Annotated in this window: 17 protein-coding genes; 16 read left to right on the top strand and 1 reads right to left on the bottom strand. The window is 31.3% G+C overall.

Going from position 1 to position 20,983, the window contains the following annotated elements:
- Positions 1 to 2: 2 nt before the first annotated feature.
- The 11 genes from B8T70_RS09005 to B8T70_RS08950 all read left to right on the top strand — a co-directional run bounded on the left by B8T70_RS09005 (position 3) and on the right by B8T70_RS08950 (position 12,473).
- Entirely contained in the window at positions 3 to 365 is a 363-nt protein-coding gene (locus B8T70_RS09005) for a nuclear transport factor 2 family protein (RefSeq protein WP_039112002.1), read from the top strand.
- Positions 366 to 451: 86 nt separating this feature from the next.
- On the top strand, positions 452 to 1,324 hold the full coding sequence (gene sucD / locus B8T70_RS09000; protein ID WP_035624087.1) for a succinate--CoA ligase subunit alpha: 873 nt from the start codon (positions 452 to 454) through the stop codon (positions 1,322 to 1,324).
- Positions 1,325 to 1,473: 149 nt separating this feature from the next.
- The gene (locus tag B8T70_RS08995) at positions 1,474 to 1,902 is read left to right on the top strand and encodes a hypothetical protein (RefSeq protein WP_086894657.1); all 429 of its coding nucleotides are present in this window, start codon (positions 1,474 to 1,476) and stop codon (positions 1,900 to 1,902) included.
- A 107-nt stretch (positions 1,903 to 2,009) separates the two neighbouring features.
- Positions 2,010 to 4,412 carry a T9SS type A sorting domain-containing protein gene (locus tag B8T70_RS08990; protein WP_086894656.1) on the top strand — a complete coding sequence of 801 codons (2,403 nt, stop codon included), beginning with the start codon at positions 2,010 to 2,012 and terminating at the stop codon, positions 4,410 to 4,412.
- Positions 4,413 to 4,535: 123 nt separating this feature from the next.
- On the top strand, positions 4,536 to 5,282 hold the full coding sequence (gene fabG / locus B8T70_RS08985) for a 3-oxoacyl-[acyl-carrier-protein] reductase (protein ID WP_035624079.1): 747 nt from the start codon (positions 4,536 to 4,538) through the stop codon (positions 5,280 to 5,282).
- 157 nt (positions 5,283 to 5,439) lie between these two features.
- Entirely contained in the window at positions 5,440 to 7,467 is a 2,028-nt protein-coding gene (locus tag B8T70_RS08980; RefSeq protein ID WP_086894655.1) for a hypothetical protein, read from the top strand.
- Positions 7,468 to 7,532: 65 nt separating this feature from the next.
- Positions 7,533 to 8,366 (top strand): DUF4846 domain-containing protein, encoded by an 834-nt coding sequence (locus B8T70_RS08975; protein WP_086894654.1) that lies wholly within the window; start codon positions 7,533 to 7,535, stop codon positions 8,364 to 8,366.
- Positions 8,367 to 9,113, top strand: coding sequence for a M15 family metallopeptidase (locus B8T70_RS08970; RefSeq protein ID WP_086894653.1), 747 nt, complete (start codon positions 8,367 to 8,369; stop codon positions 9,111 to 9,113).
- 70 nt (positions 9,114 to 9,183) lie between these two features.
- Positions 9,184 to 10,080, top strand: coding sequence for a LysR family transcriptional regulator (locus tag B8T70_RS08965; protein WP_086894652.1), 897 nt, complete (start codon positions 9,184 to 9,186; stop codon positions 10,078 to 10,080).
- 75 nt (positions 10,081 to 10,155) lie between these two features.
- Positions 10,156 to 11,121 (top strand): YeiH family protein, encoded by a 966-nt coding sequence (locus tag B8T70_RS08960; RefSeq protein ID WP_086894651.1) that lies wholly within the window; start codon positions 10,156 to 10,158, stop codon positions 11,119 to 11,121.
- Between the two features lie 353 nt (positions 11,122 to 11,474).
- Positions 11,475 to 12,473, top strand: a complete 999-nt coding sequence (locus B8T70_RS08950) for a zinc dependent phospholipase C family protein (protein WP_086894649.1) — start codon at positions 11,475 to 11,477, stop codon at positions 12,471 to 12,473.
- A gap of 201 nt (positions 12,474 to 12,674) precedes the next feature.
- On the opposite strand, the gene B8T70_RS08945 is transcribed toward B8T70_RS08950, so the two are convergent.
- The gene (locus B8T70_RS08945) at positions 12,675 to 14,768 is read right to left on the bottom strand and encodes an LTA synthase family protein (protein WP_086894648.1); all 2,094 of its coding nucleotides are present in this window, start codon (positions 14,766 to 14,768) and stop codon (positions 12,675 to 12,677) included.
- A 303-nt stretch (positions 14,769 to 15,071) separates the two neighbouring features.
- On the opposite strand from B8T70_RS08945, the gene B8T70_RS08940 reads away from it, so the two are divergent.
- The 5 genes from B8T70_RS08940 (at position 15,072) to hisC (ending at position 20,887) form a co-directional block, all read left to right on the top strand.
- Positions 15,072 to 15,734, top strand: coding sequence for a response regulator transcription factor (locus B8T70_RS08940; RefSeq protein ID WP_086894647.1), 663 nt, complete (start codon positions 15,072 to 15,074; stop codon positions 15,732 to 15,734).
- A 3-nt stretch (positions 15,735 to 15,737) separates the two neighbouring features.
- A complete protein-coding gene (locus B8T70_RS08935) occupies positions 15,738 to 17,132 on the top strand; it encodes a cell wall metabolism sensor histidine kinase WalK (protein WP_086894646.1) in 1,395 nt (464 codons plus the stop codon).
- Between the two features lie 337 nt (positions 17,133 to 17,469).
- Positions 17,470 to 18,327, top strand: a complete 858-nt coding sequence (gene hisG / locus B8T70_RS08930) for an ATP phosphoribosyltransferase (protein ID WP_086894645.1) — start codon at positions 17,470 to 17,472, stop codon at positions 18,325 to 18,327.
- 122 nt (positions 18,328 to 18,449) lie between these two features.
- Positions 18,450 to 19,748, top strand: coding sequence for a histidinol dehydrogenase (gene hisD, locus B8T70_RS08925; protein ID WP_086894644.1), 1,299 nt, complete (start codon positions 18,450 to 18,452; stop codon positions 19,746 to 19,748).
- An 89-nt stretch (positions 19,749 to 19,837) separates the two neighbouring features.
- On the top strand, positions 19,838 to 20,887 hold the full coding sequence (gene hisC / locus B8T70_RS08920; protein ID WP_086894643.1) for a histidinol-phosphate transaminase: 1,050 nt from the start codon (positions 19,838 to 19,840) through the stop codon (positions 20,885 to 20,887).
- The last annotated feature ends 96 nt before the right edge of the window (positions 20,888 to 20,983 follow it).

Genomic DNA, 20,983 nt, shown 5'->3' with positions numbered 1-20,983 from the left:
CTATGACTGCTAAAGAATTTGTTCAGAAATTTTATAAATCGGATGCATTGATTGATAGTGAAACTTTCAAATTATATCTGCATCCTGAGGTAATAGTTGATTGGCATAGTACAAAAGGACCTATCCAGTTGAACTACAATGGTGTATTAGATTTATCTAACGAATTAGGCAGAGCTTACGTACGTTCTAAAGTAAGAATTAGTCATATTATAGAAGAAGATGATTTAGTTTCTGTACGATATTCTCATTATGTAAAAACAATAGAAAATCCTAGAGAAGAAATGCTTTTAGCCCATTTTATGGCTATTTGGCAAATAAAAGACAATAAATTATACAGAGGTTATCAAATGAGTCAATTATTATAAGATATTTTGATAATAAAAAGGTTTAAAATAATTTACAAAACCTTACTTTTGCATCACAATTTTAAAAACTACATAAAATATATATCATGAGTGTTTTAGTTAATAAAGATTCCAAAATAATTGTTCAAGGATTTACAGGAAGCGAAGGAACTTTCCATGCTTCTCAAATGATTGAGTACGGTACTAATGTTGTTGGTGGTGTAACTCCAGGAAAAGGAGGAACTACACATTTAGATCGTCCGGTTTTTAATACAGTACAAGATGCTGTAGAGCAAGCTGGAGCAGATACAACTATCATTTTTGTACCACCTGCATTTGCTGCTGATGCTATCATGGAAGCAGCTGACGCTGGAATTAAAGTTATCATCGCTATTACAGAAGGAATTCCTGTAGCAGATATGATTAAAGCTAATAGCTATGTAAAAGAAAGAAACGCTAGATTAATTGGACCTAACTGCCCTGGTATCATTACTCCAGGTGAAGCTAAAGTTGGAATTATGCCAGGTTTCGTTTTCAAAAAAGGTACTGTAGGTATTGTTTCTAAATCAGGAACTTTAACTTATGAAGCTGCTGATCAAGTTGTAAAACAAGGATTAGGAATTACTACAGCAATTGGTATTGGCGGAGATCCAATTATCGGAACTACTACTAAAGAAGCTGTTGAGTTGTTAATGAACGATCCAGAAACTGAATGTATCGTAATGATTGGTGAAATTGGTGGACAATTAGAAGCTGATGCTGCTAAATGGATTAAAGCTGATGGTAACCGTAAACCAGTTGTAGGTTTCATCGCAGGAGTTACTGCTCCAGCAGGACGTACAATGGGTCACGCAGGTGCTATCGTTGGTGGTACTGATGATACAGCTGAAGCTAAAAAACAAATCATGAGAGACAACGGAATTCACGTAGTTGATTCTCCAGCTGAAATTGGTAAAAAAGTAAAAGAAGTATTAGGATAATCTCTAATATTCAAAATAATAAATTCCAAAAAAAAGTCTCAATATTTGTTGAGACTTTTTTTACATTAATAGAATGTATGGAATATAACAAACACTTAGCAACTTAGTTTCTTAGAATCTTAGAGCCTTCGTGAAAAATTAGAAGAAATATGTATAAAGAATTAGAAAAGTTTACAGTAAAAGGAAATTTTACTTACACACAAGACGATAGTTTAGAAGAAGTTTGTAATGCTTCTGAATCAGGAAGTGGTGTTTTTGTTGTTTACGCTGTTAATGGTGATGACAAAGAATTAATCATGGTAGCTTCTACAGGAACCGTACAAAACGACGGAACCTTAAAAAGTAAAAATGGTGGATTACACGATAAAATCGTAAATGGTCACCAATTTGCAAAAACTGGAAGAAAATATTCTTGGCCAGCTCAAATGAAATTGGAAGGAATCGAAAGATTAGAAGTTTCTTGGTACGAGACTTTTAATGCTGATGTAAAAATAATCCCAACTTACATAGAGGGGAAAATTTTACAAGATTTCTTAGATGAAAAAGGTAGATTGCCAAGGTGGAATGTAGCTTTCTAGTCATGCTCCTAATAAAAATATAAAAAAGCTTCACTTCGGTGAGGCTTTTTTTTAGAAAATTGTTTCAAAATTTCATTTTTATATATTTACCCTATAAGCAAACCTACATGATAAAAAATTACTTACTACTATTTACTTTAACTCTTATTTCTTCTGTTAATGCTCAAATTATCAATATTCCGGACACCAATTTTAAAGCCAAATTACTTGAAGCGGATGTAACTAACAAAATAGCTCAAAAGCTTAATGGTGAGTATACAAAAATTGATTTAAATGGAGATGGAGAAATTCAAGAATCTGAAGCTTTACAAATTGCAGGTCTTATTATTACAAAATCAAGTATCTCTACTTTAGAGGGAATTAAAAAATTTAAGAATTTATCTTTCTTAGATTGCTCAGAAAACCAGTTAACAGAATTAGACGTTAGCGATATGATTTCTCTTCAAAACTTATTTTTATCTAATAATCAGGTAGTAAATCTGAATCTAAAAGGATTAGTTTATCTTGAGAGATTATCTTGTGGTAATAATCTATTAGATAAATTAAATATAGAAGGACTAAATAATATAACCCATTTAGGTTATAATGATAACAAACTAACAAACGTAAATATCTCTTCATTAACAAAATTATCGGATCTATCATGCGGTGGTAATCCACTAGTTAAATTAGATTTAAAAGGATTAACAAATCTATATTCATTATTCTGTGGAAACAATGGATTAACTACTTTAGATTTAAATGGACTTACAAGATTAGCAATGTTAGGATGTGAAAACAATTATTTGACAAATTTAGATTTAAAAGGATCTGTAAATTTGACGTGGTTAGAATGCACAAATAACAAATTAAAGACATTAGATTTATCAGGTCTAAACAAAATTGAGATGTTAGCTTGCGGTAGCAATGAGTTTACTACATTAAATATTGAGAATTTAGGTAAAATAGGGTATTTTACAATAAACAATAGTCCTTTTCTAGAGACTATTTTTATGAAAAATGGTACTCAAAAATATTCAAGTTTTTCATATCATCCTTCGCCTAATTTAAAATATATTTGTACAGATGATTATAAAGTATCAATGTATAGTGAATCATTGATAAAGAATGGTAATGTTAATTGTGTTGTAAATTCTTATTGTTCTTTTATTCCTGGAGGACCTCTTTATTCAATTCAGGGTAAAATTGCACTGGATAAAAACAATAATGGTTGCGATGCATCAGATATCAATGTTTCTAATGTGAAATTTTCCATTACCGATGGGGTAACAAAAGGGAATTTTATAACCAATGAATCTGGAAATTATTCTATCTCAGTTCCTCAAGGGAGTCATACTATTACGCCTTTATTAGAAAACCCAAGCTATTTTAACGTTTATCCATCATCTATACAAACCAACCCTACTTTTACAGGTCAAGTTTTACAAAACTTCTGTCTATCTCCTAATAAAGTTCATAAAGACTTAGAAATAGTTTTATTACCAATAGAAGCAGCAAGACCAGGATTTGATGCGAGTTACAAAATCATTTATAAAAACAAAGGAAATGTAACCCAATCGGGTAGTGTGAGCCTTACTTATAATGACGCTATTTTGGATATAGTAAGTTCAAGTTCAGTTTCTTCAAGCCAAGCTATAAATAATGCTTCCTGGAGTTTTGTTGATTTAAAGTCTTTTGAAACTAGAGAGATAACAATAACATTGAATGTAAATTCTCCTATGGAAACTCCTGCAGTAAACAATGATGATATCCTTAGTTATACTGCAACAATCAGTTCATCAGATGCTGACGAAACGCCAAATGATAATACATTTACTTTAAATCAAAAAGTTGTGGGTTCTTACGATCCAAATGATAAAACGTGTCTAGAAGGTGATGTAATTACACCTTCTTTAATAGGTGAATATGTGCATTACATGATTCGTTTTGAAAATACAGGTACATATCCTGCTCAAAATGTAGTGGTAACAGATATTATCGATTTAACAAAATTCGATATTTCGACTTTAATACCTACGAATGCAAGTCATTCGTATATTACCAAAATTTCAAATAAAAATAAAGTCGAATTCATTTTTGAGAATATTCAATTACCGTTTGATAATGCTAACAATGATGGTTATATTGCTTTTAAAATAAAAACGTTACCAACACTTTCTGTTAGCGATAGTTTTCAGAATGAAGCCAACATCTTTTTTGATTATAATTTTCCTATACTTACCAATAAAGCTATATCAACTTTTAAAACTTTAGGTATTCAGGATTTTGAATTTTCAAATTATTTAAGCGTATATCCAGTACCTGCAAAAGAGATTTTGAATGTTTCTGCAAAAGGTAATATAGAAATTAAATCAATGGCAGTTTATAATCTTTTAGGACAATTGGTTATTGCGGTTCCAAATGCGAAAAACACTAAAACGATAGACGTTTCTCCATTAAAAACGGGAACTTATTTCCTTAGCATTAAATCAGATAAAGGAACATCTAATACAAAATTTATTAAGGAATAATCTATATAATAGCTAACTTATAAAAAAGCTTCACTTCGGTGAGGCTTTTTTGTATTACAAATTTTATAAAACGCCTAAATAATCTATATTTGTATTTCAAAAATAAAAAACGAATACCTTAATATGAAATTACTAGAAGGAAAAGTAGCCATCATTACTGGTGCAAGCCGCGGAATAGGAAAAGGAATTGCTGAAGTTTTTGCAAAACACGGTGCAAATGTAGCTTTTACATACAGTTCATCTGTAGAATCGGCTTTGGCTTTAGAAAAAGAATTAAACGCTCTAGGTATTAAAGCAAAAGGATATCAATCGAATGCAGCAGATTTTACTGAAGCTCAAACTTTTGTAGATGCTGTTTTAGCTGATTTTGGAACTGTAGATATCTTGATAAATAATGCAGGTATTACTAAAGACAACCTTTTAATGCGTATGTCTGAGGCTGATTTTGACCAAGTTATTGATGTTAACTTGAAATCAGTTTTTAATATGACAAAAGCTATTCAAAAAACATTTTTGAAACAACGTTCTGGATCAATCATCAATATGAGTAGTGTTGTTGGAGTAAAAGGAAATGCTGGACAAACAAATTATGCTGCATCTAAAGCAGGTGTTAACGGATTTACAAAATCGGTAGCATTAGAGTTAGGTTCTCGTAACATTCGTTGTAATGCAATTGCTCCTGGATTTATCGAAACAGAAATGACTGCAAAATTAAGCGAAGATGTAGTAAAAGGTTGGAGAGAAGGAATTCCGTTGAAACGTGGAGGAACTACTGAAGATGTTGCAAACGCTTGTCTTTTCTTAGCCTCAGATATGAGTGCTTACGTTACAGGACAAGTTCTTAATGTTTGTGGAGGAATGCTTACTTAGGAAGGTACTGAGGTTCTGAGTAACAAAGATTCAAAGGTTTTAGTTGTAAAGATTTAGGTTGCTATCGCTCAATAATTTATAGATTTGAGTAATAACGACTGATTTTGTTTTTTCAATCATTAAATCTTTCAATTATTAAATCTTTTAATAAAAAAACATGACTACAAACACGATTCTATTATTAGTACTTTCATTAGTAATTGCAGGAGGTTTGTCGTTTTTTCAATATTATTATAAAGCCAAAAGCAAATCAAAACTGACTTTGTTTTTGGCTTTTTTACGTTTTCTATCCATTTTTGGGATATTGGTTTTATTGATAAATCCGATAATTACCAAGAACTCGTTAGAAATCATAAAAACTCCATTACCAATTGTAGTGGATAATTCAAGTTCTATAACCGCTTTAAATACTAAAGAGAAAGTTCTTGAATTGTATAAAAAATTAACGTCGAATAAAGATTTACAAGATAAGTACGAAATTCAATCGTATCAATTTGATGCAGACTTTAAACAATCGGAAGAATTTGATTTTAAAGGAACGCAGACTAATCTAGACGAAATTGCCAAAAACTTAAAAAGCATCAATAAGAATGTAGTTTTTCCAACAGTAATTATTACCGACGGAAATCAGACTACAGGAAATGATTATGTGTATCGTTTTGATCCAAATAATAAAGTATATCCTGTAATTGTAGGAGATACAACTACTTTTCTGGATTTAAAAATTAATCAGCTCAACGTAAACAAATACGCTTTTTATAAAAATAAATTCCCGGTTGAAGTATTCTTGCAATACTCAGGAACAAAGAGCATAAATTCTGATTTTACGATTTCGCAAGGAAATACTGTTTTAGCCAAAGAGAAAGTTTCTTTTTCTCCATCAAAAAAAACGGCTACTTTAAATATATTATTACCTGCAGATAAAGTAGGAGTACAGATTTTTAAAGCGACTATTTCGTCAAGCGAAAAAGAAAAAAACTCCTATAACAATACTAAGAATTTTGCAGTAGAAATTATAGATCAAAAAACAACTGTAGCGATTGTTTCAGCAATAAATCATCCAGACGTTGCGGCTTTAAAACGTTCGATAGAATCTAATGCGCAACGTAAAGTTGTTTTGGTCAAGCCAAATGAAATCAAATCATTACAAGATTATAATATTTTAATTTTATACCAACCAACTGCTGCATTCAAAACAGTTTTTGATACTAATAAAGCGGCAGGAATTAATACCTTTATTATAACAGGAAATAATACCGATTTTAATTTTCTGAATCAGCAACAAACTGCTTTCACATTTAGAATGAGCAGTCAGAAAGAAGATTATCTGGCTGAATTCAATTCACAGTTTAATTTATTTGCTGCTGAAGAAATCGGATTTGAAAATTTTCCACCTTTGCAAAATTCATTTGGAACAATTACTACCAATGGAAATGTTTTGACTTTACTTTCGTCAAAAATAAGAAATGTAGCAACCAATGCTCCGTTATTGGCTTTCACGGAAAATCAAGGAAAAAGAAATGCTTATCTATTAGGAGAGAATACTTGGAAATGGCGCATGCAAAGTCATATCGATAATCAGTCGTTTGCTAAATATGATATTTTTATTGATAAAATCATCCAATATTTAGCATTAAATAATACTAAAAAATCATTAGTTGTAAATCACGAAAGCTTTTATAATTCGGGAGATGCACTAGAAATCAATGCTCAATATTTTAATAAAAACTATGAGTTTGATGAGAAAGCCAATCTTACTATTTCTGTAACCAATACAGAAACTAAGCAAACTAAAAATTACGATTTATTAAAAGGAAATAATTCTTATTCGGTAAACTTAGATGGACTTCCTGCAGGGAAATATTCTTTCTCGGTTAAAGAATTAAATTCAAAAATCACATATTCAAGTCGTTTCGAAATATTAGATTTTGATATCGAAAAACAATTTGTAAATCCAGACGTTCAGAAATTACAACAATTGGCATTACAAACAAATGGAAAAGCTTTTTTTCAAGACCAATCGGATGCATTGATAAAAACACTTTTAGAAAATCCAGAATACAAAGCAATTCAAAAGAATGTGAGTACCAAAACTCCTTTGATTGATTGGGTTTGGCTTTTAATTTTAATCGCTATTGCATTAGCAACCGAATGGTTTGTTAGAAAATATAACGGATTGTTGTAATGTAATATAATCGAATTCCTTCTAGCTTTTTGTAATCCTGTAGTAATGAATTAAAAGTCTAAATTATGAAAGTTAAATTCTTGTTTATTGTAGCAATTTTAATGGTATTTTTTTGTTTTTTTTCATTTTCAAAGACAAATAATACTACCAAAATTAATCTTTTGGAAAACACGATTCAGCAACGTTTTCAAGTACCTCAGGGATTTGTACGTGAAGAGGAACCTAAAACTTCGTTTGGATCTTTTTTGCGAAACCTTCCATTAAAACCTTCAGGTTCAAATGTTTTGTATTTTAATGGAACTGAAAAATCAAATCGAAATGTTTATGATGCGGTTGTGGATTTACCCATTGGAAAACAGGATTTACATCAATGTGCTGATGCCGTGATGCGTTTGCGAGCGGATTATTTTTATAGTCAAAAACAGTACGATAAAATACATTTTAATTTCACAAATGGTTTTCGAGTTGATTTTAGTAAATGGGTCGCAGGTTACAGAATTGCAGTTAAAGGCAACAAAACCAGTTGGGTAAAAACGGCAAAACCATCTGACACTTATGAAACCTATTGGAAATACTTAGAGATGGTTTTTATGTATGCAGGAACTGCTTCGTTAGAAAAAGAACTGAAATCAATTAATGTTTCAGACATAAAAATTGGAGATGTTTTTATAAAAGGAGGTTTTCCAGGTCACGCTGTTATTGTGGTTGATATAGCTGTGAATCCAAAAAACAACCAAAAAATTATGCTTTTAGCACAAAGTTATATGCCAGCACAGGAAATTCAAATATTGAAAAACCCAAATAATAGTTCGTTGAGTCCTTGGTACGCTGTCGATTTTGGAACCACTCTTAAAACACCCGAATGGACTTTTAGTTCTTCACAATTAAAACGTTTTTAAATGAAACGATTCCTTTTTTTAGTCCTTATATTTCAAAATGTTTTTTCTCAGGAAATTCCATTGAATGTTCAAAAATTAATTAAAGCATATCCAGATCAAATTGTTGGTTATAAAGACAATAAAATCATTTTTAGTGATAAATCAAATTTGATTTATGATGATTTTAAAAATAAAACGAATCAAGAGTTGTTAGATAATCCGGATATTGAGGATCAATTTAAGTTTGTTTATAATAAAGCAAATAAGAATTTAATACCAAAGGATGATGCGGGAAGAATTCGAAATGAAGCTTTTTTTAAGAAAATTTACGGAAATTCAAAAGCAGAAGTTGAATCAAAAATGACTGAAATTATTTGGTGTCCAAAATTAGTCAATCAAAAAATAAAAGTAACAACCGTAAATGGAATTGACAAAATAGTTAAAAAACTCTCGGCAGAATTAGATAATAATCCAGAATTTAAAAAATATATTAATTCTATTGGAGGTACATTTAGTTGGAGGAAAATTTCTGGAACAAACCGATTGAGTATGCATAGTTATGGAATGACTATAGATATTAATGTCAAAAATTCCAATTATTGGCAATGGGATTGTAAATGTAAAAATGAAGAAGCTACTCTTTCGTATAGAAATCAAATTCCCCTCAAGCTAGTTTCAATTTTTGAGAAATATGGCTTTATTTGGGGAGGAAATTGGAAACATTATGACACAATGCATTTTGAGTATCGACCTGAACTTTTTTTGTAAATTTTAAAATTATTTTATTACAAAAAAATATTGTGGAGAAAAGTGGATTACGAATTAAAAATTTAGGATTATGGATTTTAGGCTAAAAGTATTTTCTGCTGTTGCAAATAGGTTGAGTTTTACCAAAGCTGCAGCCGAATTGTATATTACGCAACCCGCTGTTTCTAAGCATATTCAGGAATTAGAGGAAACCTATAAAACTAAGCTTTTTGAGCGAAATGGCTCTAAAATTACTTTGACCAAAGCTGGTGAAATTCTTTTGAAACATACCAAAGACATATTCGAAATTTATCGGGAAATCGATTTTGACATGAGTACGTTTATCAATGAGCGTCAGGGATTATTGCGATTGGGAGCAAGTACAACCATTTCTCAATACATTATTCCACCTTTACTAGCACGCTTTCATCAGAAATTGCAAGACATAAAAGTCAATTTACTAAACGGAAATACCGAGCAAATTGAGAGCGCTTTAATCAATAAAGAGATAGAAATCGGAATTGTTGAAGGGCAATCCAGAAATCAATCTATTAAATATACCGAGTTTTTAAAGGATGAATTGGTTTTGGTTTGCAGCAGTAAAAATCCTTTGGTTAACAAAAAAGAGATTCTATTAACTGATTTACTAAACCTACGTTTTATAACTCGTGAAAGAGGTTCTGGAACACTTGAAGTTATTGAATATGCTTTGAAACAATTCAATATCAAGTTATTAGAATTGCAAATTGAAATGCAATTAGGAAGTACAGAAAGTATTAAATCCTATCTTTTAAATTCTGAATGTGTTGCCTTTATGTCTATACATGCCGTAGATAAAGAATTAAAAAACAATGAATTGGTGGTTTTAGATATAGAAAAACTAACGATTGAAAGATACTTTTATATTATCACGCTACACGGAAAATCGGATGCACTTACAGAGTTGTTTATAAAAAATATGTCTAGCTACTATAACTTGAAGTTATAGACGATTGCATTTTACGATTGGTAAATCTTGTAATAACTACAGACCTTTGTACTGTAATTATTAAATACTTTTACCTTGAAAACAAAACAACAAACAGCGAGTCATTTATTTGAGATTAGTACAATTTCAAAACAAGTCATTTTTGTTTTTCTAATATTACTTTGTCTTACTTCAATTATATCTCCGCCAATCGCTTTACTATTAGGTTTATTGGTAGCAAACTTATCTGGGAACCCATTTTTAGATTTCAATCATAAAGCAATTACTATTTTGCTTCAATTCTCGGTTGTAGGTTTAGGATTTGGGATGAACGCAACTAGCGCATTATCGGCTGGAAAAGAAGGATTGGTTCTTACCATTGCATCAATTTTTAGTACTATTATTCTAGGAACTTTCTTAGGAAAATGGTTTGGAATCGACAAGAAAACATCCCACTTAATCTCTTGTGGTACTGCTATTTGTGGCGGTAGTGCTATTGCGGCAATTGCTCCAGTAATAAAATCAGACGAAAAACAAACTTCGGTAGCCTTGGGAGTAATTTTTATACTAAATTCTATCGCTTTGTTCTTATTCCCATATATAGGACATGAATTAAACCTATCACAAAGAGAATTCGGACTTTGGTGTGCCATTGCAATTCACGATACAAGCTCAGTAGTAGGAGCAGCTAATAAATTTGGTGCAGAAGCTTTACAAATCGCAACAACAGTAAAACTAGCGCGTGCTTTATGGATTATCCCGATTGCGCTTATTACAACTGTACTTTTTAAAAACAAACAAACAAGAATTAAAATCCCATACTTTATCGGATTGTTTATCCTGGCTATGTTACTAAATACGTATGTACCCCAAACCGCTATTATAGCCCCTACATTGGTACTTCTTGCTAAAATAGGACTAACGGTTACTTTGTTCTTAATTGGGGCAGGGTTAAACTTTAGCGTACTAAAAACAGTAGGGGTGAAGCCTTTACTACAAGGAGTTTTACTTTGGGTATTTATTGCTTCAGTTGCATTAATAGCAATTATACATTTTTCTTAATAATCTTAATCGAGAGTTTAACTCTTTGAGAAATGAACGCAGATAAAACAGATTTACAAAAGTAAAGCCACTGATAAAAACGTATTTTAAAAACAACAAAAAGAAAATCCGTTTTTATCAGTGTTTTTCGCCTTAGCGAATCTGTTTTATCCGCGTTCCATTGTTCGCAACTATTTACTTCATTTTTTTGCAATCGCTCGGAACTAAAAAACTGCATAGACAAAATAAATCTACTTTAAAGAACAATTCAATTTCACAAAAAGTTATTTTTCTAAAATTAACATAATCTTTAGCAATATTGTTTTGAATTCTACTTAAATAAAATACTTTTGCACCCCTAATAAATATAAAAAATGAAAAACTTTAAAATGAAACCAAGACTAATTGCATTATTCGCATTAGCAATTGGTTTTTTGACATTATCCTGGGGTATTGTTGGTCATGAGCGTATTAATAAAGCCGCAGTTATGGCTTTGCCAAACCAACTTCAGGTTTTCTTTTACAATCACATCGATTTTATTACACAAGAAGCTTCTGTACCAGATATTCGTAAATATGCCTTGAATTATAAGGATGAAAATCCAAGACATTATTTTGACATGGAAAATTTTGGTTCTGCAGATAGCTTACCAAAAACTTTAGAAGAAGCAAAGAAAAAATATGACGATAAATTCCTAAATGTAAACGGGATTTTACCTTGGTATATTGAAGAAATGATGGTTAAATTAACCAAAGCTTTTAAAGATAAAAATAGAGCTGAAATTTTATTTCTTGCTGCTGATTTAGGTCATTATATTGGTGATGCTCACATGCCGTTGCATACTTCTGCAAATCATGACGGACAATTAACGGATCAAAAAGGGATTCATTCACTTTGGGAAAGCAGACTACCTGAATTATTTGCTAAAAATTACAAGTTAAATGTTCCACAAGCACAGTATTATGAAGATGTTCATAAAGCAACTTGGGATATGATTAATGATACACATAGTTTGGTTCAACCATTATTAGACGTTGATAAGAAACTAAGAACTGCAACTCCAGAAAATCAGGTTTTTAAAATTGATGCTGAAGGAAAAATTGTGAAAAGCAAATACAATTCGGCTGTTTTCTCTGATGATTATGCTAAGAAATTACATAAAGAGTTAAACGGAATGGTTGAAAGTCAGATGAGAAAAGCTATTACAGCAACTGCAAGTTTTTGGTATACTGCATGGGTAAATGCAGGAAAACCTGATTTAAGCGATTTAGATGCTCCAGCAGTTACACAAAGAAATTATCAAGCTTTAAGAGATGATTTAAAATTATACCAAAGCGGGAATTTATTCGGAATGAAAAACCAAAATGACTAAAAAAAGGTTCAAAGGTTCTGAGGCACTAAGGTTCAGAGGTTTTTTTAAAGGGACTGAGAGACTAAGTTACTAAGGTTCTAAGAAAAGATAAAAGGCTCAAATTCTATTGAATTTGAGCCTTTTTTATTGCTTTTTACTTTGCGATTAAGCTTTCAAAACCTCTGCACCTTTGCACCTTAGTACCTCAGTACCTTTGAGCTCTTAAAACTCATATTTCTTATGCTTCAACATATCCGAAGCGGTTTGATAATAAGATATTGTTTCGTTAACCAAATCAGTACGTTCTTTAGTCAGAGGGATTTCGTCGTAGAATATCTGATATTCGGGTGCAACGCCTTTCTTCGGAACTAGGTTCAACTGAAACTGTTTTACTTTTTGCTTTGGCGAAAGTATCGTTAAAACATTATCCTTTATTAATCCCATATCCTGATATGTAGCGATAAATGCTCTAGGCTTGTAATCTGGTTTTAAAACATCTTCACCGTAAAATTTACTTTCGTAACTAAAATTCAATAAACCAAATAAGGTTGGCATAATGTCTATTTGCGACATTAGCGTATTATACTTTTGAGCAGGAACAAAACCTGGACTATAAATAAAAGCAGGAATTCTATATTTATCAAGAGGAAGTTCTGTTTTTCCGGCGCTAGATGCACAATGATCGGCTACAATTACAAACACAGTATTTTTAAACCAAGGTTGTTTGCTTGCCATTTCAAAGAATCTTTTTAGCGCATAGTCAGTATATTTTACACCTCCATCGCGAGATTTAATATCACCCGGAATATCAATTTTTCCATTAGGATAAGTAAACGGACGGTGATTACTTACGGTCATAATATGATTAAAGAAAGGCTTATTTGTCTTTGCTTCAGCATTCATAACCTTTATTGCTTTATTAGACATATCTTCATCACAAACACCCCAAACATTCGAGAATGTGATTTCTTCGGGCGTAAAATTAGATTCATCTACAATATCATATCCATTTCCTGAATAAAAATCCTGCATATTATCAAAATAAGCATCTCCACCATATAGATATTTAGTAGTATATCCTTTTTGTTTAAATACAAATCCTGTCGAGAATTTATTCTTATTGTCTTCTCTTTTTACAACGCTTTCTCCAGCAGTAGGAGGAATGCATAGCGTAACTGCTTCCAGACCACGAACAGTCCTGTTACCTACAGCATATAAATTAGTAAATTCTAAACTTTTATTAGCTAAACTATCTAAGAAAGGAGTCATATTCTCTTCGTTACCATAACGTTTCATAAATTCGGCGCTATAACTTTCGATAGTTATTAAGACTACATTTTTTCGATTTTCGGTAGAATCACTTTGTATTTTTCGTAAAGTGCTTTCGCCAGATATAGTAGGTAATTGCTGTTTCAAGATTTTATAAGCTTCAGCATTTGGAATTGTTTTATAAAATTTAAAATAGTCTAAACTGCTGTTTTTAAACGCTAAATAAAATTTATATAACCCATTTGATTGTAGTTCATTAGAAAATACATTACTCGAATTTTCACAAAGTGCCAAGCGTGGAATCATGAATAAAGAAAGTGCCAGAAGTGTAATGTATAATCCAGATACTTTTACTTTCTCGGTATATGATGGAACATTATCAATACAGTTTTTTGTCTTTTTTACGATAAAATAAGTAACAGTTCCTGCAACAAGAAACAATGCCGAAAATATCGGAATTACAGGATACGACTCCATAATATTCCCTATAACTTCATTGGTGTAAACCAAATAATTTACGGCAATAAAGTTATATTTTACCCCAAACTCATTCCAGAATAAATATTCACTTATTCCGTTTTGCAAAATTAAAAGCACATACAAAAAGATTACAAATGAATATAGCCAAAATCTCATTTTGCTGCGATAATTAGGCAAGAAAAGAAATACTCCAAACAAAATTGTTTTTATAGTAATAAAGATAAGTGCAATTTTTGGTAAGGCACCACCATATTCGTTAAGAATACTTTTACCACTTGCTACATAAAGTGTCATGGCTACCAAAACCCCAAAAACAATATATCCTCTAGGTTTTGAGTATTTAGTATTGGATATAAATATAAGATACAACCCTAAAAATATACTTGCTATAATAAAAACAAATACATCAGAGAGAAAACCTAATCCAAATATTTTTATGGTATCAATAAAACTAAATGAAGTTTCGGTTATTGGATGAAAAAACAAAACTAATCTCAATACAAAACTTACTAGTAGGTAAAAGAAGGAGAGATAATAAAATGGGGCTAATTTCTTGTATAATGACATCTAAAAAATTTTAATGCAAATTTAATTCTTTCTATTAGTCGGCTATTAACCAAACCTTTTGTAAGTCTTAGCATTGCCTTAAGATTGTCTTAAGACGGTGCTTTTTATCTTTAATTTAAGGGAATATAAGGATTTTTAAATGGAATGCAATTCTTACAATAATATATTTTTAATTTAAGAAGTACAAACACTGTGTTTTCTAAGTTCAAAAAACATTTATCTTTGAAACTATCAAATAGGCTTGTTTTAATAAATTTTATTTAGACAATCGTATCAATTTTAGAATATATAACAAATCAAAAAATGCATATTTTAATAGTCGAAGATGAAGCTGGTATTGTACAATTTCTTCAGCAAGGTTTAGAAGAAGAAGGATATCAAATTACTACAGCCTCGGATGGATTGGCTGGTTTTGAATTAACTCAAAAACAGAAGTTTGATTTAATTTTGCTTGATTGGATGCTTCCTAAAATCGCTGGCATAGATTTGTGCAAAGCCATTAGGATAAAAGACACCACAACACCAATCATTTTTTTAACTGCAAAAGATACTGTTCTTGAAACCGTTGAGGGATTAAAAGCTGGAGCAAATGATTATATAAAAAAACCGTTTAGTTTTGAAGAATTGGTCGAACGAATTAAAATTCACTTCAGAAACCAGAAAACTCCTGAAATACTTACACTTGGAAACATCCAAATTAATTTGGCACAACATACTGTTATGACAAATGATACATGTGTTTCGCTTACTCAACGCGAGTTTGAGTTACTAACGTATCTCGTTAAGAATAAAGGTAAAGTATGTACACGAAACCAAATATTGCAAGATGTATGGCAAATAAATTTTGAATACGATACAAGTGTTATTGATGTTTTTATGAATGCTATTAGGAAAAAGCTGAATTTAAAAATCGAAGAAGATTACATAAAAACAATTCGAGGGATTGGTTACATCGCAAACGACTAAAAAATGCTACAATTTTCGTTCAAAGACAGAATCGCTTTTAATTATATAACCATTACTGCATTATTAATTTTTGTGGTGTTTTTTACTATTTATTCCATTGTAAAACAAAGCGTTTACAGTCATATCGATAATGATATCATCGTAGAAATTAAGAATCATTTAGACGAAATTAAAGTCAAAAACGGAACACTGACTTTAATAGATGTAGAAGAATGGAACGAACGCGAACACAATACTGTTGATGTAAACCCAGTTTTTGTCCAGTTCTTGGATGTAAATGGAAAAATCATAGAGAAATCTCCCAATTTAAAGCTTGAAACACTAACATTTCATAGCCAAAAAGAAAATTTTGAATTGTTTAATACCAAGTTATTAGACAATATCGTTAGGCAAATTCAGGTTCCTATTTATATAAATCAAAAGAAAATCGGGTATTTAATGATTGCCATGTCATTAACCGATTCTACATTGGTGCTCGATAACTTATTTTATATACTAGTTATCGCGTTTCCGCTTATTTTAATATTGTTGTTTTTTATTGCAAGATTTTTTGCAGGTAGAAGTATTAAACCAATTAATACTATTATCGAAACGTCGAACATTATTACCAAAGACAATTTAAAAACCAGGATTCCGCTACCAGGAAATCGAGATGAACTGCATGTATTATCAAAAACAATAAATAGCTTATTAGACAGACTTGAAAATGCAGTAGAGAGAGAAAAACAATTTACATCCTATGCATCTCATGAATTAAGAACTCCATTAACAATAATCAAAGGAACACTTGAAGTATTAATACGTAAACCTCGTAATAACAACGAATATGAGGAAAAAATAAATTTTTGTATTGCCGAAGTCGACCGATTAAATATTCTAGTGGATCAATTGTTATTATTGGCACGATTCGAAAATCAAAAACAAAGTTTACAGATAGAAAAAGTGTATTTAAACGCTTTGATTCTGGAAACAATTTCGCAACTTTCAGGAAATATACAGTCCAAAAATATTCATCTTGTTACAGAATTTAATAGAGATTATTGTTTTGACACAGATCCTTATTTACTTTCGATAATAATGAATAATTTAATTTCAAATGCTATTAAATATTCACACGAAAATGGAAAAATCAGTATTATAGTTGCAGAAACTCCCGATGGTGTTGAATGTCAGATAATCGATTCTGGAATAGGAATTCCATCAGATGATTTGCAAAAAGTATTTGATCAATTTTTCCGTTCACATTCAGAGCTACATCCCGATATTAACGGAATGGGGTTAGGTTTGTCTATTGTAAAAAAATTAAGTTTATTGCTAGACATTACTATTTCTGTGTCTAGTAAATTAAACGAAGGGACGACATTAAAACTTGGTTTTTATAAAAACAAAACCAATTAAATCAAACAGAATTTTTATTAAATAAATAGCAGTATTTACAGGGTAAAGTCAGATAGATTTAGGTAATTTAACAATAAACTCACTTTAAGTTAAATTAAAAATTGTTTTTTAATTAATTAATCTAGTATATTTGCAAACGAAACAAAGAAAAAAAAGAATTCTAGTTATGTTATTAATTCAATTACATCATCATCATTTTCATAATTGCTCTCAGGCGATGTGTTAATGGTATGCGTGTAAATCATCATATTTTAAAAACCCGTTTGAGTACATCAAACGGGTTTTTTTATACCCAATTCTTTGTACTCAGATTATTAATTTAAACTAAAAAACTAAAATGAGTACTTTAAAAATTGCAATTCAAAAATCAGGTCGTTTAAACGAAGAAAGCATTCAAATCTTAAAAGATTGCGGAATTTCGATAGATAACGGAAACGACCAATTAAAAGCCGAAGCAACAAATTTTCCGCTAGAAGTTTTATTTCTAAGAAACTCCGATATTCCACAATATTTAATCGATGGAGTTGTAGATGCCGCCATTGTTGGAGATAATTTATTGGTCGAGAAAGGAAAAGGCATTCAAATTGCACAAAAATTAGGGTTCTCTAGATGCAAAGTTTCAGTTGCAGTTCCTAAAGCCTTCGAATACAATTCTATAAAAGATCTTAACGGATTGCGTATTGCAACTTCATACCCGAATACGGTTAACGAATATTTTAATTCTTTCGGATTATCGGTAGACATTCACCAAATCTCAGGGTCGGTAGAAATTGCACCAAATATTGGTCTTGCCGATGCTATTGTAGATATCGTATCAAGCGGAAGTACTTTGTTTAAAAATAATCTGAAAGAAGTAGAAATAATCTTAAAAAGCGAGGCAGTTCTAGCCGTTTCTCCTAAGATAAACCCTGAAAATCAGAAACTAATCGACACGCTTAAATTCAGAATAGAATCGGTTCTTAGAGCTAGAAAATCAAGATATATACTAATGAATATTCCGAATGATAAAATAGAAGAAGTAGGTAAGATACTTCCCGTTTTACGAAGCCTTACCGTATTACCATTGGCACAAGAAGGATGGAGTAGTGTACACTCAGTAATCGATAAAGACACTTTTTGGGATGTAATAGACAAGCTAAAAGATGTTGGAGCCGAAGGAATTTTGGTATGTCCAATCGAGAAAATGGTACTTTAATAAAAAGCGTTGCTTTTTAGCTTTAAGCAATAGGCTTTAAGCTTTAAGCCCTAAAATGAGAACACAAAGTTGATAAAGCTTATGGCCTAGAGCCTAAAGCTTAAAGCATAAAAAAAAAAATAATGAACAAGATATACAACCCAGCACCCGAGACTTGGTCGGAAATATTAAAAAGACCAACCAAAACAATCGATGATATCGAAACTACGGTTAAAGAAATATTTAAAGAAGTACAAAAAAAGGGAGACGAAGCAGTTTCTAAATACACATCGATATTTGATGGAATTGCTTTAGACACTAATGAAGTATCACAAAACGAAATAAACGAAGCAATTGCTTTGATTGCTGATGAACTTAAAGAAGCTATTCAGCTAGCAAAAAGCAATATTTACAAGTTTCACCTAGCTCAAAAAACAGATAGAATCATTATCGAAACTACCGAAGGTGTAAATTGCTGGCAAGAAAAAAGACCGATTCAAAAAATAGGTTTGTATATTCCGGGAGGAACAGCGCCTTTATTTTCTACAGTTTTAATGCTTGCAGTTCCGGCAGCAATTGCAGGTTGTAATGAAATCGTTTTGTGTTCTCCTCCAGATAAAAAAGGTAAAATAAATCCAGCTATTTTATATGCAGCAAATTTATGCGGAGTAACCAAAATTATAAAAGTAGGGGGGATTCAAGCCATTGCCGGAATGACGTTTGGTACAGAAACAATCCCTAAAGTTTATAAAATATTTGGTCCAGGAAATCAGTTTGTAACCGTGGCAAAACAACTGGCAACACAGTTTGGCGTAGCAATAGATATGCCTGCAGGACCATCAGAATTATTGGTAGTTGCTGATGATAGCGCCGTTCCAGCCTTTGTAGCTTCGGATTTGTTATCGCAAGCAGAACACGGAACAGATAGTCAGGTGATTTTAGTTTCTACATCTAAGACACTGATTGATGCTGTAGAAAATGAAATTCAATCGCAAATTGCTGTTTTACCAAGAAAAGCAATCGCTGAAAAAGCAATTGCAAATTCAAAACTCATTTTTGTCGAAAATAGTACTGTTGCGCTTCAGTTAATTAACGAATATGGTCCAGAACACTTTATTATTTGTACAAATGAAGATGATTTTTATTCGGATGGAATCTACAATGCAGGATCAGTTTTTATAGGTAATTATACACCCGAAAGTGCTGGTGATTACGCTTCTGGAACCAATCATACTTTGCCAACAAATGGATATGCTAAGAATTATAGTGGAGTGAATTTAGATAGTTTTATGAAATCGATGACTTTCCAGAAAATAACCGAAAAAGGAATCCAGAATATCGGAAAAGCTATTGAAATTATGGCTGAAGCCGAAGGATTACAAGCTCATAAAAATGCGGTGACTTTGAGGTTAGAATCCTGCAAGGTTTTTAAAACCTTGTAGGTTTTATGTAATCAGACTCGTGATAAACTTTGTTATAAATAATCATACCTACAAGGTTTTAAAAACCTTGCAGGAACAAAATTAAATTGATGAAAAATTTTGATATAAATACACTAGTACGTGAGAACGTAAAAATCTTAAAGCCTTATTCGTCAGCACGTGATGAATTTGAGGATTTTGATACTGCCGATATGGTTTTTTTGGATGCTAATGAAAATCCTTTTGAAAACGGCGTAAATCGTTATCCAGATCCACAGCAAAATAATGTAAAACAAGTTTTAGCAAAGCAAAAAGGCATTAACCTAAACCAAATTTTATTAGGAAACGGAAGCGATGAAGTATTAGATTTATTGTTTCGTGCATTTTGTGAACCAAAAAAAGATAATATAATTTCATTGCCGCCTACATACGGAATGTATAGTGTTCTGGCTAATATAAATGATGTAGAAAATAAAGAGGTTTTGCTTTCGGAAGATTTCCAACCAAAAGTTGACCAAATATTAGAAGCTGTAGATGCTAATACCAAAATACTCTTTTTATGTTCGCCAAATAACCCTACAGGAAATTCATTTTCTGATGAAAGCGTAGTAGCTTTATTGCAGAATTTTAAAGGTTTGGTAGTTATAGACGAAGCTTACATTGATTTCTCTAAAAAAGAAAGCTGGATTAACGAACTAGACGAATATCCTAATTTGGTAATCACCCAAACACTCTCTAAAGCGTATGGTTTAGCAGGAATACGTTTAGGAATTTGTTATGCATCGGCAGCGGTAATTTCAGTTTTAAACAAAATAAAACCTCCTTATAATGTAAACGAACTTACACAACAAAGAGCAGGTTTACGATTAAAAGAAACGGCTAAAATTAATACCGAAATAGCTGCAATAATAGCGCAAAGAGAGCAATTACTTAAAGTATTACTTAATGTTAAATTTGTAGAAAAAATATATCCAACTGAAGCTAATTTTATATTGGTAAAAGTAGACGATGCCAACAAAAGATATGATGAATTAATCGCTAAAGGAATCGTTATAAGAAACAGAACGACTCAGCCATTATGCGAAAATTGTTTGCGATTAACTATTGGAACTGAAGCTGAAAATAAAAAATTAATTGAAGCGTTGAAGCTATTAAACTAAAAAACAGGCCACAGATTTTTTAGGACTTTGAGAAAGAGTTGCTAACTTAGATTATCTATAAAGGGACGCGGATGATACGGATTTACAAAAGTAAAG

The organism is Flavobacterium sp. AJR (genome assembly GCF_002156885.1).
Classification (GTDB): Bacteria; Bacteroidota; Bacteroidia; order Flavobacteriales; family Flavobacteriaceae; genus Flavobacterium.
Note: the sequence above shows the minus strand (reverse complement) of the source record. Positions and strands in the feature narration are given on the sequence as shown.

Excerpts from the sequence above, each read along its gene's own strand:
- B8T70_RS08965 (WP_086894652.1), top strand. The coding sequence starts at position 9,184 with ATGGATTTTAGGCTAAAAGTATTTTCTGCTGTTGCAAATAGGTTGAGT.
- B8T70_RS08970 (WP_086894653.1), top strand. The coding sequence starts at position 8,367 with ATGAAACGATTCCTTTTTTTAGTCCTTATATTTCAAAATGTTTTTTCT.
- sucD (WP_035624087.1), top strand. The coding sequence starts at position 452 with ATGAGTGTTTTAGTTAATAAAGATTCCAAAATAATTGTTCAAGGATTT.
- B8T70_RS08980 (WP_086894655.1), top strand. The coding sequence starts at position 5,440 with ATGACTACAAACACGATTCTATTATTAGTACTTTCATTAGTAATTGCA.
- hisD (WP_086894644.1), top strand. The coding sequence starts at position 18,450 with ATGAACAAGATATACAACCCAGCACCCGAGACTTGGTCGGAAATATTA.
- B8T70_RS08950 (WP_086894649.1), top strand. The coding sequence starts at position 11,475 with ATGAAAAACTTTAAAATGAAACCAAGACTAATTGCATTATTCGCATTA.
- B8T70_RS08935 (WP_086894646.1), top strand. The coding sequence starts at position 15,738 with ATGCTACAATTTTCGTTCAAAGACAGAATCGCTTTTAATTATATAACC.
- B8T70_RS08945 (WP_086894648.1), bottom strand. The coding sequence starts at position 14,768 with ATGTCATTATACAAGAAATTAGCCCCATTTTATTATCTCTCCTTCTTT.
- B8T70_RS09005 (WP_039112002.1), top strand. The coding sequence starts at position 3 with ATGACTGCTAAAGAATTTGTTCAGAAATTTTATAAATCGGATGCATTG.
- B8T70_RS08940 (WP_086894647.1), top strand. The coding sequence starts at position 15,072 with ATGCATATTTTAATAGTCGAAGATGAAGCTGGTATTGTACAATTTCTT.
- hisC (WP_086894643.1), top strand. The coding sequence starts at position 19,838 with ATGAAAAATTTTGATATAAATACACTAGTACGTGAGAACGTAAAAATC.
- B8T70_RS08990 (WP_086894656.1), top strand. The coding sequence starts at position 2,010 with ATGATAAAAAATTACTTACTACTATTTACTTTAACTCTTATTTCTTCT.
- B8T70_RS08995 (WP_086894657.1), top strand. The coding sequence starts at position 1,474 with ATGTATAAAGAATTAGAAAAGTTTACAGTAAAAGGAAATTTTACTTAC.
- hisG (WP_086894645.1), top strand. The coding sequence starts at position 17,470 with ATGAGTACTTTAAAAATTGCAATTCAAAAATCAGGTCGTTTAAACGAA.
- B8T70_RS08975 (WP_086894654.1), top strand. The coding sequence starts at position 7,533 with ATGAAAGTTAAATTCTTGTTTATTGTAGCAATTTTAATGGTATTTTTT.
- fabG (WP_035624079.1), top strand. The coding sequence starts at position 4,536 with ATGAAATTACTAGAAGGAAAAGTAGCCATCATTACTGGTGCAAGCCGC.